Here is a 15741-nt window from a genome sequence, read left to right on the forward strand (position 1 = left end):
CTCAATAGTGAATCCAGTGTGCTATTTTTAATGTTGGCAGTATATATTTTAAGCGCAATTGCGCCTGCTAATTAGCGATACGCTGAGTTGTAGTTAGGAGATGAAAGTATGTTTGCAGTTTCCCCCGAAGGTGAACTTCGTGTTGTGAGTGAAAGCGATTTTGGAAACGTCGGAGATGTGGTGGTTGCTTTTCATGATGGCAACATGCTCGCTTCGAACATTAGCAGCAATTATATACAGTCGGGCAGTCTAGCAACTGTATTTGTCCTTGAAGAGTCTGGTCCATCCCCCATTTTAACTTCCCCTGCTGAAGAAGCCTTTGATGCGATAGGTTCAACATTTGGTTTTAAAAATGTCGATGAGATGATGGCTAAAACGTCTCCGAGTTCAGGCGAAAATAGTGAACAAATTGCGCCAGACGGGTCGACACGATTTCCTCTTTCCATCATCGAGGGCTGTTTAGAGCGGGGCATGTGGGCATCAGAAATGGCCGGCTTTGACACTTCAGGTAGCGGCGGGCTTTCAGCTGCGCAACTTGCCTTGTTAGAAGGAATGGCCCCGCTGTCCGAAGTGATGGATGAGGACAGCGGCGAAAATACAGTGAGTGAAAACGCCCAAATTGGGGATGAAGTCGGCATTACAGTGGCCAAGGAGTTTGCCGATGGGCACGGCGACGTCACTTTTACGCTGGTGGATGATGCAGGTGGATTGTTTGCGATTGATCCTGACACGGGTGTTGTCACCGTTGCGGGAAATTTGGATTACGAAACTGCCACTGGCTACACCATAGAAGTGGCAGCCACTTCAGAAGATAACCAAGTCACCACCAAAACCTTCACGATTAATATCACCGACAGTTCACCGGAAGAAGGGGACACGGATAATGCCCTCTCTTCCATCAGTGCAGCCGATGGCGGTCAAGGCAGCATTTTCGAGAGCGCAACCAACGGCGAATCCACCGGTTTGTTTGTATCAGCAACCGATGAAGATGGCGATATCGTTACTTACACGCTGACTGACAATGCAAATGGCGCATTTGCCATTGATGGTGAAACCGGTGAGGTTACGGTTGTTGATAGCTCACTGCTTGATTACGAAACCGCGCAATCACAAACCATCGAAGTGACGGCCACATCGACAGATGGCAGCACATCAACGCAGACATTCACCATTGCCCTCACTGATGACAACACGGAATTTAGTATTTCTTCCGTGTCAGACTCGGATACGGCAGCGAATATTCTTTCTGAAAGTTCAGTGATTGGCACATCGGTTGGGATAACGTTCTCAGCAACCGATGGCGATGGTTCAGATACCATTAGCTATGCATTGTCTGACGATGCTGGAGGCTTGTTTACTGTTGATCCGGAGACAGGTGAAGTGACGGTCGCTGGTGCGTTGGATTATGAAAGCGCAACGAATCACAACATTACAGTAATCGCGACGTCCACGGATGGCACGACTTCAAGCCAAACCTTTAATATTGCGCTTACGGATGATACGTCGGAGTTTTCTGCAACCGCGATTACCGACACGGACGCAGCGGCAGACACCGTCTCGGAAAGTGCAGCAATCGGTGACAGCGTGGGGGTGACCTTCAACTCGGTCGATGGTGATGGCTCAGATAGCATCACGTTTACCCTAACTGATAATGCAGGGGGGCTGTTCACCATCGACCCCGACTCGGGCGAAGTCACGGTGGCCGGTGCATTGGATTATGAAACCGCCACGAGCCATAACATCACGGTGCAAGCCACGTCGACTGATGGCAGTAGCACGACCCATACCATGACCATCAATTTGATCGATAACAAAGGTGAGTTTTCGGTCACGGGGATCACCGATACTGACGCCACCAACAGTGTGGTGTCAGAGAGTGTCACTGTTGGCACCACCGTGGGGCTGGACTTAGACGCCACCGACAGTGATGGCAGTGACACGGTGAGTTATTCCTTGAGTAATAACGCAGGCGGCTTGTTTACGATTGATCCCAGCAGCGGCATTGTGACTGTAGCGGCGGCACTGGATTATGAAACCGCCACGAGTCATACGATCTCCGTGGTGGCGACGTCGACAGACGGCTCTACCTCAAACCAGAGCTACATCATCAGTTTGACCGACGACAAGTCGGAGTTCACTGCGACGGCGATCACCGACACGGACGCAGCCGCAGATACTGTCTCTGAAAGTGCAGCGATAGGCGACAGCGTGGGGGTGACCTTCAATTCGGTCGATGGTGATGGTACCGATAGCATCACGTTTACCCTAACTGATAATGCAGGGGGGCTGTTCACCATCGACCCCGACTCGGGCAAAGTGACGGTGGCAGGCGCGTTGGATTACGAAACAGCAACGAGCCATAACATCACGGTGCAAGCCACGTCGACTGATGGCAGTAGCACGACCCATACCATGACCATCAATTTGATCGATAACAAAGGTGAGTTTTCGGTCACGGGGATCACCGATACTGACGCCACCAACAGTGTGGTGTCAGAGAGTGTCACTGTTGGCACCACCGTGGGGCTGGACTTAGACGCCACCGACAGTGATGGCAGTGACACGGTGAGTTATTCCTTGAGTAATAACGCAGGCGGCTTGTTCACGATTGATCCCAGCAGCGGCATTGTGACTGTAGCGGCGGCACTGGATTATGAAACCGCCACGAGTCATACGATCTCCGTGGTGGCGACGTCGACAGACGGCTCTACCTCAAACCAGAGCTACATCATCAGTTTGACCGACGACAAGTCGGAGTTCACTGCGACGGCGATCACCGAGACAGACGCAGCGGCAGATACTGTCTCTGAAAGTGCAGCAATCGGCGACAGCGTGGGGGTGACCTTCAATTCGGTCGATGGTGATGGCTCAGATAGCATCACGTTTACCCTAACTGATAATGCAGGGGGGCTGTTCACTATCGACCCCGACTCGGGCAAAGTGACGGTGGCAGGCGCGTTGGATTACGAAACTGCCACGAGCCATAACATCACGGTGCAAGCCACGTCGACTGATGGCAGTAGCACGACCCATACCATGACCATCAATTTGATCGATAACAAAGGTGAGTTTTCGGTCACGGGGATCACCGATACTGACGCCACCAACAGTGTGGTGTCAGAGAGTGTCACTGTTGGCACCACCGTGGGGCTGGACTTAGACGCCACCGACAGTGATGGCAGTGACACGGTGAGTTATTCCTTGAGTAATAACGCAGGCGGCTTGTTCACGATTGATCCCAGCAGCGGCATTGTGACTGTAGCGGCGGCACTGGATTATGAAACCGCCACGAGTCATACGATCTCCGTGGTGGCGACGTCGACAGACGGCTCTACCTCAAACCAGAGCTACATCATCAGTTTGACCGACGACAAGTCGGAGTTCACTGCGACGGCGATCACCGACACGGACGCAGCGGCAGACACTGTCTCGGAAAGTGCAGCAATCGGCGACAGCGTGGGGGTGACCTTCAACTCGGTCGATGGTGATGGCTCAGATAGCATCACGTTTACCCTAACTGATAATGCAGGGGGTCTGTTCACCATCGACCCCGACTCGGGCAAAGTGACGGTGGCAGGCGCGTTGGATTACGAAACTGCCACGAGCCATAACATCACGGTGCAAGCCACGTCGACTGATGGCAGTAGCACGACCCATACCATGACCATCAATTTGATCGATAACAAAGGTGAGTTTTCGGTCACGGGGATCACCGATACTGACGCCACCAACAGTGTGGTGTCAGAGAGTGTCACTGTTGGCACCACCGTGGGGCTGGACTTAGACGCCACCGACAGTGATGGCAGTGACACGGTGAGTTATTCCTTGAGTAATAACGCAGGCGGCTTGTTCACGATTGATCCCAGCAGCGGCATTGTGACTGTAGCGGCGGCACTGGATTATGAAACCGCCACGAGTCATACGATCTCCGTGGTGGCGACGTCGACAGACGGCTCTACCTCAAACCAGAGCTACATCATCAGTTTGACCGACGACAAGTCGGAGTTCACTGCGACGGCGATCACCGACACGGACGCAGCGGCAGACACTGTCTCGGAAAGTGCAGCGATAGGCGACAGCGTGGGGGTGACCTTCAACTCGGTCGATGGTGATGGCTCAGATAGCATCACGTTTACCCTAACTGATAATGCAGGGGGTCTGTTCACCATCGACCCCGACTCGGGCGAAGTCACGGTGGCCGGTGCATTGGATTATGAAACAGCGACGAGCCATAACATCACGGTGCAAGCCACGTCGAGTGATGGCAGCAGCACAACGCACACAATGACCATTAACCTAACGGATGATAAAAGCGAGTTCTCTGTTACGGCTATTACTGATTCGGATGCCACAAACAGTGAAATATCGGAGAACGCAGGGATTGGTTCAACCGTTGGGTTGACGTTAAATGCAACGGACAGTGATGCCACAGACACCGTCAGTTATTCATTAAGTAACAACGCAAGCGGCTTGTTTACGATTCACCCTACCAGCGGTGTTGTTACCGTTGCGGGGAACTTAGATTACGAAACAGCACAACAACACACCATTGTGGTTCAGGCGACGTCTACCGATGGCAGTGTTAGCAGCCAGTCTTATGTCATTGATGTGCTTAATGCCAATGCCGTAGATGGGGATACAGACGCGAGCGTCGGTAGCATCACTGACACGGATACTGATACGGATCAGGTTTCAGACGTTGCCAACATAGGTTCAACGGTTGGCATCGACCTTTCCGCTATTGATGCGGACGGTGACAACATTGTTTATTCATTAACGGATAATGCTGGTGGACTGTTTACGGTTGATCCATCAACGGGTGTCGTGACCGTCGCGGCAGACCTGAGTGCACTGACGGGTACGACCCAAACCGTCAGCGTACTCGCCACTTCAAGCGATGGCAGTAGCAGCACAAGAGATTTTGACATCAATGTGATTGATGGCGGAATTGGCGAACTCACCGACATTGATAACATGCAAAATCTCACAGGTGATGCCAGTAATGGATATGTGTACCTCAGAGCGCAAGCAGTTGATGGTGATGGTGACACCGTCACTTATAGCTTGAGTGACAACCATGGCGGTGCGTTTAGTATTAACTCATCGACTGGGCAAGTGTCTGTGGCGAATCATAACTTGTTGAATGCGTCGACAGAGCCCCAAGTCACGATTGAAGTGACTGCAACCTCAGCGGACGGCAGTTCAGTCGCCAAAGAATATACCATTGATGTCACTGCGGAAACGGATGGCTCGGGTATAGGCGCAGTCACCGATTCTAACGGAAGTTCCAATTCAGTGAGTGAAAGTGCGGCAAACGGAACCTATGTCGGGTTAACGGCGTACGCCGATCCGGAAGGTATTGGAAGCTGGATTGATAGTACACAGGTTCGTTGGCATGGACATGGTGGCAGCCATGTCACTGGGATTCATGCCAATGGTATACCTTCTGGGGCGACCGTTACATTTTATCTTGGAGGGACAGTGATATCGACCGTCGTGGCCACTGGCGGAACGGTTTATGCCACTGGCTCTAACTATAATCAACCTATATCGAATGGGACGGACGTATGGGCTAAGGTGACCTATGATGGACAAACATCTAATGTATCCAGTGGCCTTCACTTCCAAGATTTTTCGTCTAATTACCCCATTTCATTTTCAACGAATAAAGACTCAGTGTCTTATTCGCTTATTGATGATCACAACGGCGCATTTCAGATAAATTCGACAAACGGCCAAGTGACAATCAGAGATAATTCTAAGCTGGATTTTGAAACCGACCCTTATCCTACTGTCACGGTGCGAGCGGTTGATTCGTCAGGGCATGTTTCAATCAATACGTTTGGTATTACGCTCACGGATGATTTCACGGCGGTGGCGGACACTTACACAGTGAGTGAAGAAAACACACTCACTGTTGATGCCTCTTCAGGTCTGCTTGCGAACGATACGGGAGACACCAACAATTCCATTGACGTGGCGACCGATGCGTCAGGGACGGGGGCGGCAACAGTAAATGGTGCGACCACATTCGTGACAACCCTAGGCGGTTCGGTGACGGTGAATCCCGATGGTTCTTTCACCTACCAAGCGCCTTTGTTAGATCATACGGCGTCTGAAACGCAACAAGACAGCTTCTATTATCGCGTTGGCGATGGCGCTTGGACTCAAGTTGCTCTTGATGTTACCGATCAGAATGTCGACGCCATTGACGACAGCGATAGCGTTGGTGAACTGGGCTTAATTTACGGCAATGTGATTTCTGATACGGGTGGCGAAGATTCGGCAAGCTCCGACGCAAAAGTCACGTCAGTATTGTATGACGGTACCACCTATTTTGTGAGCGGCCCAACCACCATTGCTGCGGCGCTCGGTACATTGATTATTAGCCCTGACGGTAGTTACAGCTTTGAGTCATCTGCATCTGGTGGCGGGCCATTTGCTAACGAGCTGTTTACCTACACGCTCGGTGATGACGATGGTGATTCTGACACTGCGGTACTTTCTATTACACACGATGCCTCAATGACCGCGGTTGCTGATGTCGTCTCTGTTTATGAATCGAGTTTGAGCTACGGCTCAGAATACGGGGCAGACCTTCATTACCGCGTGGGCAACGTGCTGGAGAACGATCTGGGTATTACGGGCGATGCTCAAGTAGATTCTGTCGTGTGGGATGGGTCAACGTATACGCCGAATGCATCAGGGATCATTGCCATTGGCACAGATAATGGTGAATTCACGCTTTATACCGAAGATTTTGGCGTTCACCGTGCAGGCGAATATCAATTTCAACTGACGTCTGCGAGTAATGGTAGCAACGAAACGGAGGTGTTTTCATACACGGTTTCCAACGGTTCAGAATCAGTCAATGCGGTAGTCACCGTCAGCATTGTGGATGATCCAATTATATCGTTCGCGGGTTTGGATACGGACGACAGCTTTACCGGCAGCGTAGCGGATGAGACGATTTTCGGTGGCGGCGGAGCGGACGTTCTGGATGGTGGGCTCGGTGATGATTTACTCGTCGGGGGCAAAGGCGACGACATACTCTCTGGCGGCGGCGGTGCAGATACGTTTAGTTTTCTTCATGCCGACATTGAGGGACAGACGGGCACAAGTATCGATCATATTACTGATTTTGATGTATTGGTTGATGCCATCGATCTGTCTGACCTCCTTCAGGATGAAAGTGAAACGTCATTAGACGCTTACCTCTCGGTGTTGGATGACGGCGCAGGTCACGTGCTGATTAATGTTTCAAGTGAAGGTGATGGAAACATTGACCAGCAGATTGTTATCGACAACCTTAGTGTGTCTGACATGACATCGGCCTATTCATTGGACACTGTGGGTAAAACAGATGGCGAAGTGAGTAACATGCTTTTGGATGCGATGCTGTTGCAATCACAACTCTACATCGACTAAGACTGACGTGATTTGCTGAATAAATGATTGAAGGTTTAACGGTGAGCGGCAAGAGTAAGAGTGCCTGCCGCTTTTTGCTGAATAATGTTTTTACATGTTCATTCCCATGCCTGCGTTGGCTTTCTTTCCGACTTGGTAATACCAAATAGAAAGAGGAATGAAAATGAGGTTCATGATGGTGGTGAAATTCAGGCCGAAACCATCTTGGATCAGTGGTCTGAGTGTTTCACTCGATACCGCAACACCAAATCCAGAAAAGATCGCATCGATGCTCAAACCGGTAAATAAGATACCGACAAAGAGTAGCCCGACCATCCACTTGGTGGGGCGAGTGCCATAGTATTTTTGGTATACCCGCATCATAGGGATGGTCAGCACATCTGCCAAAATAAAGCCGATAACCCCACCGAACGAAATGCCGCCATGCCAAAGCGCCGCCGCCAGCAACAAGTTACCGACAGAGCAGACATACGCGATCATGGCGACGAAAATACCAATAATCACATCAAGGAAGGAATGCAGCCATGCAGGCATATTCACATCGCTGCTGATAAACAAAGCGCGCCAACCGTCAAGCGGCACAATGGCGATAAGCACTGAAGACACCACCACGCCAATCAGAATCTCTTTGCCAATCATGGCCAGATCCATATGAAAAAAGCCTGCCGATTTACTGATTTTCGCCATGGTGGGCGATAACGGGGCGTGGGACGGCATGGAATCCATGTCCATGTCCATATCCATGTGCTTGCGGCCTTCGTGCTTCATGTTAGACATGTCCATGCCGCAGTCGCTTTCTGCATGTTTGTCAGCGGGCTTGTCCATGTCCATGTGTTCATGGCCTTCGTGCTTCATCGCTGACATATCCATGCCACAGTCACTCATGGTTGTTGTTGCTTCGCTGGATTTTGGTTTTTGGTCATCCTCTAATTTCTGACGGAGTTCGGCTTCAACATCTTTGGGGAAAAAGCGCTCAAACAAAAAGGCGACGGTCATAATCAAAATAAGCCCACCGATGATTTCCCCCCAAAAGAATGTCCAACCGAGCAAGGCGACCAAGACAATAAACATTTCCACGATCAAATTGGTGCTCGACACCAGAAAGGCCATTGCATTGGCGATGGTGGACTTTTTTATCATCAAGGTGTGAGAAAGCGAAGCGGCGGCATAAGAGCAAGACGACGAGACGACACCGAGCAAGGTGGTGAAAGCGAGGCTTTTTGCGCTAGTGCTACCCAAGTGCTTGGCGACGGTTTCCACAGGAAGCCAATTGCGTATAAACGAAGAGAGAATCAACCCAAACGCCAACGGCCAGTAGATTTGCCATATCATGTTGAAGAACACATCAATGAAGTGAAAAATAACGTTGGAATGTTCGCCGTCCATCATTGCTTTCCCCGTCTATTGGCTAATTGGAATAAAGGGTAGTGGACGTCTTGATCACCACGTGTATCACAAAAGATTCTTTATCAACAAAAGCAACAGCCCGCCAAATGTGACGGGCTGTGTATCTAGTTTCTCACCTGTTTTGCTACAAGGTTATTCTTCGTCTTCTTCCGAGCCCATCACAATGGTGACAGGGCCATAGTAATGATGGTGGTGGTGTGTGGTGCGGTGATGATGGTGTGTGCCTTTGTGGGTATCAACACCGCCGTGGAGGTGGTGCCCGTGGCTTGGCTCATGATCACGATATTCCATATGGTCTTTATTGTGCTTGTGCTCTACGTCGTCACCATAGGCATGTTCCATGGTTTCATGAGTGGATACTTTGGTTTTTTGTTGCGCCATGGCAGTTCTCCTGAGAAGAAATTCATCAAGAAGTCTGGCATGCATCTGCCATTGTTGAAGGGGTAATCACGTGTCAATGCTGAGATCGGTAAGTGTTATTTAATGAGGCGTGAAAGGCGGATTTCAAAGAGCGTGATATTGGTTCGGCCTTCAACAAGGCGTTACGCGGCGTGAAATACTACGCACTATTTGGCTTAAAACAGCTTAAAACGAGTGAAAGCTGTGTATACCCTTAGCCGAAAGTTTACACTTGGCATTCATCGCCAAGGAGAACGCCTTTTGAGTAAACCAAGTAAAACCAAAACCAGTTTTTATCGCCGTTTACTGGTGTCGCATCTTATTGATCAAGGGGTGAATACGGTACCCGCTATCATCAAAGAAACAGGCATGCCAAGACGCACCGCGCAAGACACGATTGATGCTTTAGCCGAGCTCGATATTGACGCCGAATTTGTAGGTGCGAGCAAAAACGGTGGCTATCGTATTAACAATTGGGGTGCCATTAATCCTGATTGGGTGGTCAAGAATGTTCACGTTATACGTGCTTTGCTTGACTACCCCTGTGCGGAAAACTAGAACTCGTCCCACTCCAAATCGTCCTCTTTACTATTCTTTTTTCGCCGTCTTTTAATGGGCTGTGACACGCCGTCGTGTGAAGCAATCCGCGCGTTTTTGGTGGAGAAAAAGGACAAAAGTGACAACATATATTTCGCCTGAGAGGCCATGGTTGCACTTGCTGTCGCCGTCTGTTCAACCATGGCAGCATTTTGCTGTGTCATGACATCCATTTGCGAAACGGCAGTATTAACCTGCTGAATACCGATTGCCTGTTCACGGGCATTTTCCGAAAGTTGGATGATGATGTTGTTGACATCATTAACGGATTTTTGAATTTCCTCCAATGTTTCGCCTGAGCGGTTGATGAGCTCTGAGCCAGACTCGACATTATGAACACTGTCTTCGATCAGCGTTTTTATTTCTTTCGCGGCAGTGGCACACCTTTGCGAAAGCGAGCGAACTTCACCTGCAACAACGGCAAATCCTCGGCCTTGTTCACCCGCTCTTGCCGCTTCAACTGAGGCGTTTAGGGCGAGGAGGTTGGTCTGAAATGCTAAGATATCAATCACGCTGATGATTTCTGAAATTCTTCGACTAGAACGGTTGATATCTCCCATGGCTTTTATGGCGGCAGCCACCACTTTTCCACCCGCATTGGCTTTTTCATTGGCATTTTGAGCCTGAATGCAGGCATATTCAGCTTTTTCAGAGCTGGCTGATAGCGTTGCCGTGACTTGCTCCATATTGGCTGCCGTTTCTTCAAGGTTTGACGCTTGTTCCTCGGTACGCTTACTGAGATCTTGGTTGGCGATTGCAATTTCTTGAGCACCAGACGAGACACTGTCGGCTGAATCGCGTAAATTGGTCACGACCTGATCCAGCTTTTGGGTGGTTTGGTTGGCATCCTTTTGCAGCTTTTCAAAGGTTCCTTGGTAATTGCCTTCAATTTCGACGTTCAGTTTTCCGTTGGAAAGAGAGTCAAAAACACGCCCCGTTTCTATCAACGCACTGTTGATGATCTCCATGAGTTGATTCAACCCATTGGTGACATAAAGGAAAAAGCCTTCTTTGTCTCCGGTCTCGATAAGGGAACTTAAACCACCGCATTTAGCGTTGTCGATAAGGTGCTTAATTTCTTGCTCAGAAATACGCTCGTTAGTGATATCAAGCCACTCAATCACAGTACCAATACGCTGCATCTCATCGTCGACAACGGGGGTCACCGTGAGATTGATGAATAAGCCCTCTATTTGAATATCGGCCGAGTGAGCCTGTAATAACGACGTTAAAAAGGCGCTTTTGAGGCAATCTGCACTCTGAAATTGGGACACGTTTGTCCCAATTAAATGGTTGGCGTCGAAATCAACAACGGCATTTCTTATTACCATTTCGTTATGTTTAAAAAGCGATTGAGCCGAATTATTGAGATAAATAATTTCATGATTCTGATCTGCCAACATGACATTGGTTTTAACATTGTCTAAGGCTTGCTTGATTTGAGTGAGACGCTTTGCGGCCTCTTTCTCTTCTTCATATTTTACGGTGAGGTCTCTCAATATCCACGCAGCGAAAGATAAGGCGAGAATGACCGCCAAGCTAGATGTCAATATTAACCAAAAAAATTGCTGGTATTGGCGTGCAATGCGTTCGTTGATAACGGTATTAATCCACGGCAGCGAGCTTGATACCAACGTTCGTATATCTGAAATAGCCTTGGTGCCTTGGTCCCAAGCCATCTCTGATGTAATAACTGTTTCGCCACTAGAAAGAAATATCAGCATATTGCTAGAAAACTGATTAATGGATTCTTCTGTGGTGTTGGCGTAATTGCGTAGCGCAATGTCTATTCGTGAATCAGCCAGAAACACTTGCTTTAGTTGGTAAGATACTTCATTCATCCCTATTCCAGCAGCCACCTTGGTCAAGTTATTTCTGGTCTGGTAACTCACGTCTGAGCCGGACTCCAGTTTTGCGAGCATGCCTGATCCTAACCCTCTTGTAATGCCGATGAGTTCTTGTTGATGAAGGGCAAAATTGATTGCAAATGTAATGAGATACGAACTGGTGATTTCAGTATCAAACGACAGATTGGATTTATTTGATAAGCTAGTCAGCAGTTGGCGCAGTTCTTTTACTGCGTCGGTATAACGTTGAAAAACATCATGAGGTTTGCCGGAAAACTCAATACTTTTGAGGTTTTCCCACTGGATGTTGAAAAGGTTTAACTCGTTGGTGATATCCACGTACGGTTTTATGGCTTCTGAATTTGCAAGCTGGATGATGTTGATCAATCGCTTGTCTACGTCACTTTGTGCGGCTCGAATATCAGACAATACGCTTTCATCGCCGTTCAAATAACGGTTGGTATTACCGCGTACTTTTTGTATTGGCGTGATCAATTCGTAAATGGGCCAAATGAGGGTGAGGCCTTTGAGTTCCTTTTCATTATGCTGAATGGTAGCGAACTTCTCTTGTATAGTTGCTACCATCAGGTAAGAAATTGCGCTAATCAACAGCGCAATTACAATGCCAATTTTGGCTTTCATGCTCAGTCGTCTGAACAAAGGTGTAGTGGAGATACTAGACATAGGAACCCTTAACCCGTTCTCCGCTATCGGGAAAACGAAAAAACATAGCGTACTGTTTAAGATGTTGTTATTTAAACGTCATTTTGTGCTCTTTAGAAAATAGCACAAGGAAAAGGATCTAGGTTGTTGTGGGAAATACCGCTAACAGATTGCTAGCGGCACTTGGAATAAAGAGGATTAAGGTGTGAGCGATTTCAACGGGTCGATATCGACTGGCTTATCGTAATCTATGCTCGAAAAACCAAATCCATTCAACTGAAGAAATGCACTTTTCACGCCGTCATAATCACTGATTTGTGTAAAGTTCTCTGGCGTCATGGTTGCGAGAAGTGCGTCGACGTCATCTTGCACATCCGGTTTGAGTTCCCAGTCATCTAAGCGGATTAACCCTTCGCCGTCTCTGTCTGTGTGGTCGTTCCATTTGGAATAGAACAACCGATCCATTTGCTCAATACAACCCTCTTGCAGGCCTTTGGCTTTCATCACTCGGTAAAGCGCCAATAGGTAAGGGGTTAGCCCTGGGATAAACACACTGGCTTTGGTCACGAGCGCCTTGCACACCGCGATATCAGCTTGTCCATTAATGCCTGACAGCAGCGCATCAATGTCATGTCGGGTCTGATGAAGATGCGTTTTGGCTAAACCTAGCGTGCCTTTGTGGTAAATCGCATGCGTGTGTTCTGGGCCAATGTAAGAGTAGGCGACAGTGCGACAACCTTCCGCCAACAAATCGTTCTGACCGAGAAACTGCATCCAGCTTAGCCAGTCTTCACCGCCCATCACTTTCACGGTGTCATTGATCTCTTGCTCACTGGCGGGAGATAACGTGACGCTATTCAGACGGTTTTTTTCGAAATCCATGGCATAACCTTCGACAGTTTCGCCGATAGGTTTGATAGATGAACGCCAAAACTCGCCCGTTTCGGGGTTAGGGCGTATGCCTGTTGCCAATGAGTACACAACCAGATCGACCTTCCCGCCGCTTTGGGTGCGTATGGTGTCAGCCACCATTTGACGGGTTTGATCAGAAAAAGCATCGCCGACGATATTGGACGTGGTGCGGCCTGCTTTGATCGCAGCGTCTTTGACAAAAATATTGTTATACCAACCTGCGCTGCCAATGCCTTTGTCTGACATGCCGCGCTCGAAGGACACGCCAATGGTTGAAGCGTTCGCGGGGCCAAAGGTCAGTGCAATGCGAGAAGCCAACCCAAATCCAGATGACGCACCGAGGATCAGCACGTTCTTGGGCATGTCCGAGGTCGGGGACTGCAACAGTGCCTGCTCAATTTGCTCGTTAATCGCAGCCTGACACCCGTAAGGATGACAATTACGGGCGATGACGCCCTGAATTTGAGGCTGGAGAATCATAGTTACAGTCTTTCCGCTAAATAGGCTTCGTAATCGGGTATATCGACCTGCACTTCTTCGCTCATCATTGGAGACGTGATCAAATAACGGGCGGTGGCACGATTAATGGCGACAGGAATATTCCACACGGCCGCAATACGCAGTAACGCTTTCACATCGGGGTCATGGGGCACTGAGCTGAGTGGGTCCCAAAAGAACACCAAAACGTCGATTTTCTTTTCGCAAATCATGGCACCCAATTGCTGATCACCGCCCATTGGGCCACTCATCAGTGATGTGATATTGAGGCCTGTTTCTCGGCTCAAAATCGTACCTGTGGTTCCCGTCGCGAACAGTTGGTGGTGGGAGAGTGCGTCTTTATTTTCTTCAACCCAGCGTAAAAGGTCGGTTTTGCGGTGATCATGTGCAACGAGTGCGATTTGTTTGCTTTTGCTGACCGTACGATTGGTTGATTTCATTTCTAACTTCTTATTCATTTTATGGACGAAGGCTTATTCTGGTGATTTTGGCTGGTTTGAGCGACACGATAATCATCATTTCCAGACATTGATCGTTAAATATGGAACATCGTCGCGTTCAAACGGGCCTTTGTGATAACTCTCGTTGGGTTAATCGTCTTATTGTGCTAATCCAAGCTGCGTGTTACTTGGCGCGATATGGCAGATATTTTTCTGTGTCAGGAGCATGGCTTAACCAATGTCTGATATAGCAGGCAACCTCATCGGCATTGTTGAGATCCAACGAAGTGATGCTTTCACTTGTCAATGACGCTAATGGTTCATCACATGCGATGGCAATGATGTTGCTGTCATGGCTAAACAGTGTCGGCTTTCCGTGCGCGGGTCGGTGCACTTCGACTTTGGTCAGTACCGCATCGCGGAAACCTTCAACCAGCACAATATCCAGTCGTGAGTGATCCAACTGGTTTAGACATTCTTGCAAAGAAGGTTCTCTGTCTACATTGTCGTGATATTCGAAAAAAAGCATGTGACGTTTTGCCGTCGCGAGAAGTAATTGATCGCTACCTGCGTAACGAAGACGGTAACTGTCTTTACGCGGCGAGTCCGGCTCTATGTCATGATGACTATGTTTGACGAGTCCTACACGGAGGCCAACAGCTTTAAGTTGCGGGATAACTGCTTCAAGTAAGGTTGTTTTTCCTGAGCCACTGAAGCCAGCAAAGCCAAGCACAGGGGTAGGTTGGTTGCATTGCATGATGTTAACGCCTACTTTCTAAAAAGTGATAAAGACAAAAATAAACATGATTACGTACTACATTATTACGTGCACAGTGACGTAGACACACTACAGTTAGCGTTGGCATTCCTGCCGTTGCATATTAAAGCTAAATTTGAAGAGAGTCTGGTTGGCAGCATCACGTGACCAAGCGCAGGGTAAGATAAGGATGTACCCGTTGTGCTGTCGCAGCCAAATAGCCTTCTCTAACTATCGAAAACACTAAATTATCACGGAGCGATAATATGTGGGTTACCCTCGATTTTGAAGCATCTGGCCTTACAGAAGCTTCATACCCGATAGAAGTTGGTTACAGCTTGCCCGATGGCGCAGCTGTTAGCCTACTGATCGACCCAGCGTCTTCTCCTGAATCATGGCAGTATTGGGATGATTATGCGGAAATTGAAATACATGGCGTTAGTCGTGAGTATTTGAAAATAAATGGCTTATCCGTGTTTGATGTCTGTACCCATTTGAACAACACCTTGTGTTATTTCGACGATGTATTGTGTGATAGCCAATGGGATTTGTTCTGGCTTGGGAGATTGTATAAAGCCGCGCACATGCGGCCAACGTTTACTTTGACGGAGGTGGGGCACTGGCTTCACCGTCATGATGGTATCGACAGGCAGGATTTTTTGAGTGCGTTGGCATCGCTTGGGCCTGCTCCACATCGGGCAGAAGCGGACGCGAAACACATTAGAGAAGCCTTATCGATGGTGCTTAATCGTCAAAGCTGTTCGTAAGTGACTCTGAGTGCGTTACCCTTTGC

General features: G+C 48.7%; 9 protein-coding genes. 3 read left to right on the forward strand and 6 right to left on the reverse strand.

What is annotated here, in order from left to right; genetic code table 11:
• Window positions 1-108: 108 nt before the first annotated feature.
• Window positions 109-7428 carry a cadherin domain-containing protein gene (locus AC3CIC_RS06325; RefSeq protein ID WP_488515656.1) on the forward strand — a complete coding sequence of 2440 codons (7320 nt, stop codon included), beginning with the start codon at window positions 109-111 and terminating at the stop codon, window positions 7426-7428.
• Between the two features lie 90 nt (window positions 7429-7518).
• Here AC3CIC_RS06325 and AC3CIC_RS06330 read toward each other — a convergent pair whose 3' ends face one another.
• Window positions 7519-8814: a permease gene (locus AC3CIC_RS06330; protein WP_488515880.1), complete on the reverse strand. Its 1296-nt coding sequence runs from the start codon at window positions 8812-8814 to the stop codon at window positions 7519-7521.
• 153 nt (window positions 8815-8967) lie between these two features.
• On the reverse strand, window positions 8968-9216 hold the full coding sequence (locus AC3CIC_RS06335) for a hypothetical protein (RefSeq protein WP_016958148.1): 249 nt from the start codon (window positions 9214-9216) through the stop codon (window positions 8968-8970).
• A 279-nt stretch (window positions 9217-9495) separates the two neighbouring features.
• On the opposite strand from AC3CIC_RS06335, the gene AC3CIC_RS06340 reads away from it, so the two are divergent.
• The gene (locus tag AC3CIC_RS06340; protein ID WP_488515657.1) at window positions 9496-9792 is read left to right on the forward strand and encodes a helix-turn-helix domain-containing protein; all 297 of its coding nucleotides are present in this window, start codon (window positions 9496-9498) and stop codon (window positions 9790-9792) included.
• Here AC3CIC_RS06340 and AC3CIC_RS06345 read toward each other — a convergent pair.
• The 4 genes from AC3CIC_RS06345 to mobB form a co-directional block, all read right to left on the reverse strand.
• Window positions 9789-12320: a methyl-accepting chemotaxis protein gene (locus AC3CIC_RS06345; RefSeq protein WP_488515658.1), complete on the reverse strand. Its 2532-nt coding sequence runs from the start codon at window positions 12318-12320 to the stop codon at window positions 9789-9791. The genes AC3CIC_RS06340 and AC3CIC_RS06345 overlap by 4 nt on opposite strands.
• Before the next feature lie 219 nt (window positions 12321-12539).
• On the reverse strand, window positions 12540-13733 hold the full coding sequence (fabV, locus tag AC3CIC_RS06350; protein WP_488515659.1) for an enoyl-ACP reductase FabV: 1194 nt from the start codon (window positions 13731-13733) through the stop codon (window positions 12540-12542).
• Between the two features lie 2 nt (window positions 13734-13735).
• Window positions 13736-14191, reverse strand: coding sequence for a methylglyoxal synthase (locus AC3CIC_RS06355; RefSeq protein WP_016958145.1), 456 nt, complete (start codon window positions 14189-14191; stop codon window positions 13736-13738).
• A 184-nt stretch (window positions 14192-14375) separates the two neighbouring features.
• Window positions 14376-14948: a molybdopterin-guanine dinucleotide biosynthesis protein B gene (gene mobB / locus AC3CIC_RS06360; protein WP_488515660.1), complete on the reverse strand. Its 573-nt coding sequence runs from the start codon at window positions 14946-14948 to the stop codon at window positions 14376-14378.
• Window positions 14949-15214: 266 nt separating this feature from the next.
• On the opposite strand from mobB, the gene AC3CIC_RS06365 reads away from it, so the two are divergent.
• The gene (locus AC3CIC_RS06365) at window positions 15215-15715 is read left to right on the forward strand and encodes a hypothetical protein (protein WP_488515661.1); all 501 of its coding nucleotides are present in this window, start codon (window positions 15215-15217) and stop codon (window positions 15713-15715) included.
• Window positions 15716-15741: the final 26 nt, after the last annotated feature.

It is taken from the genome of Enterovibrio sp. QJM3NY_24 (assembly GCF_057786035.1).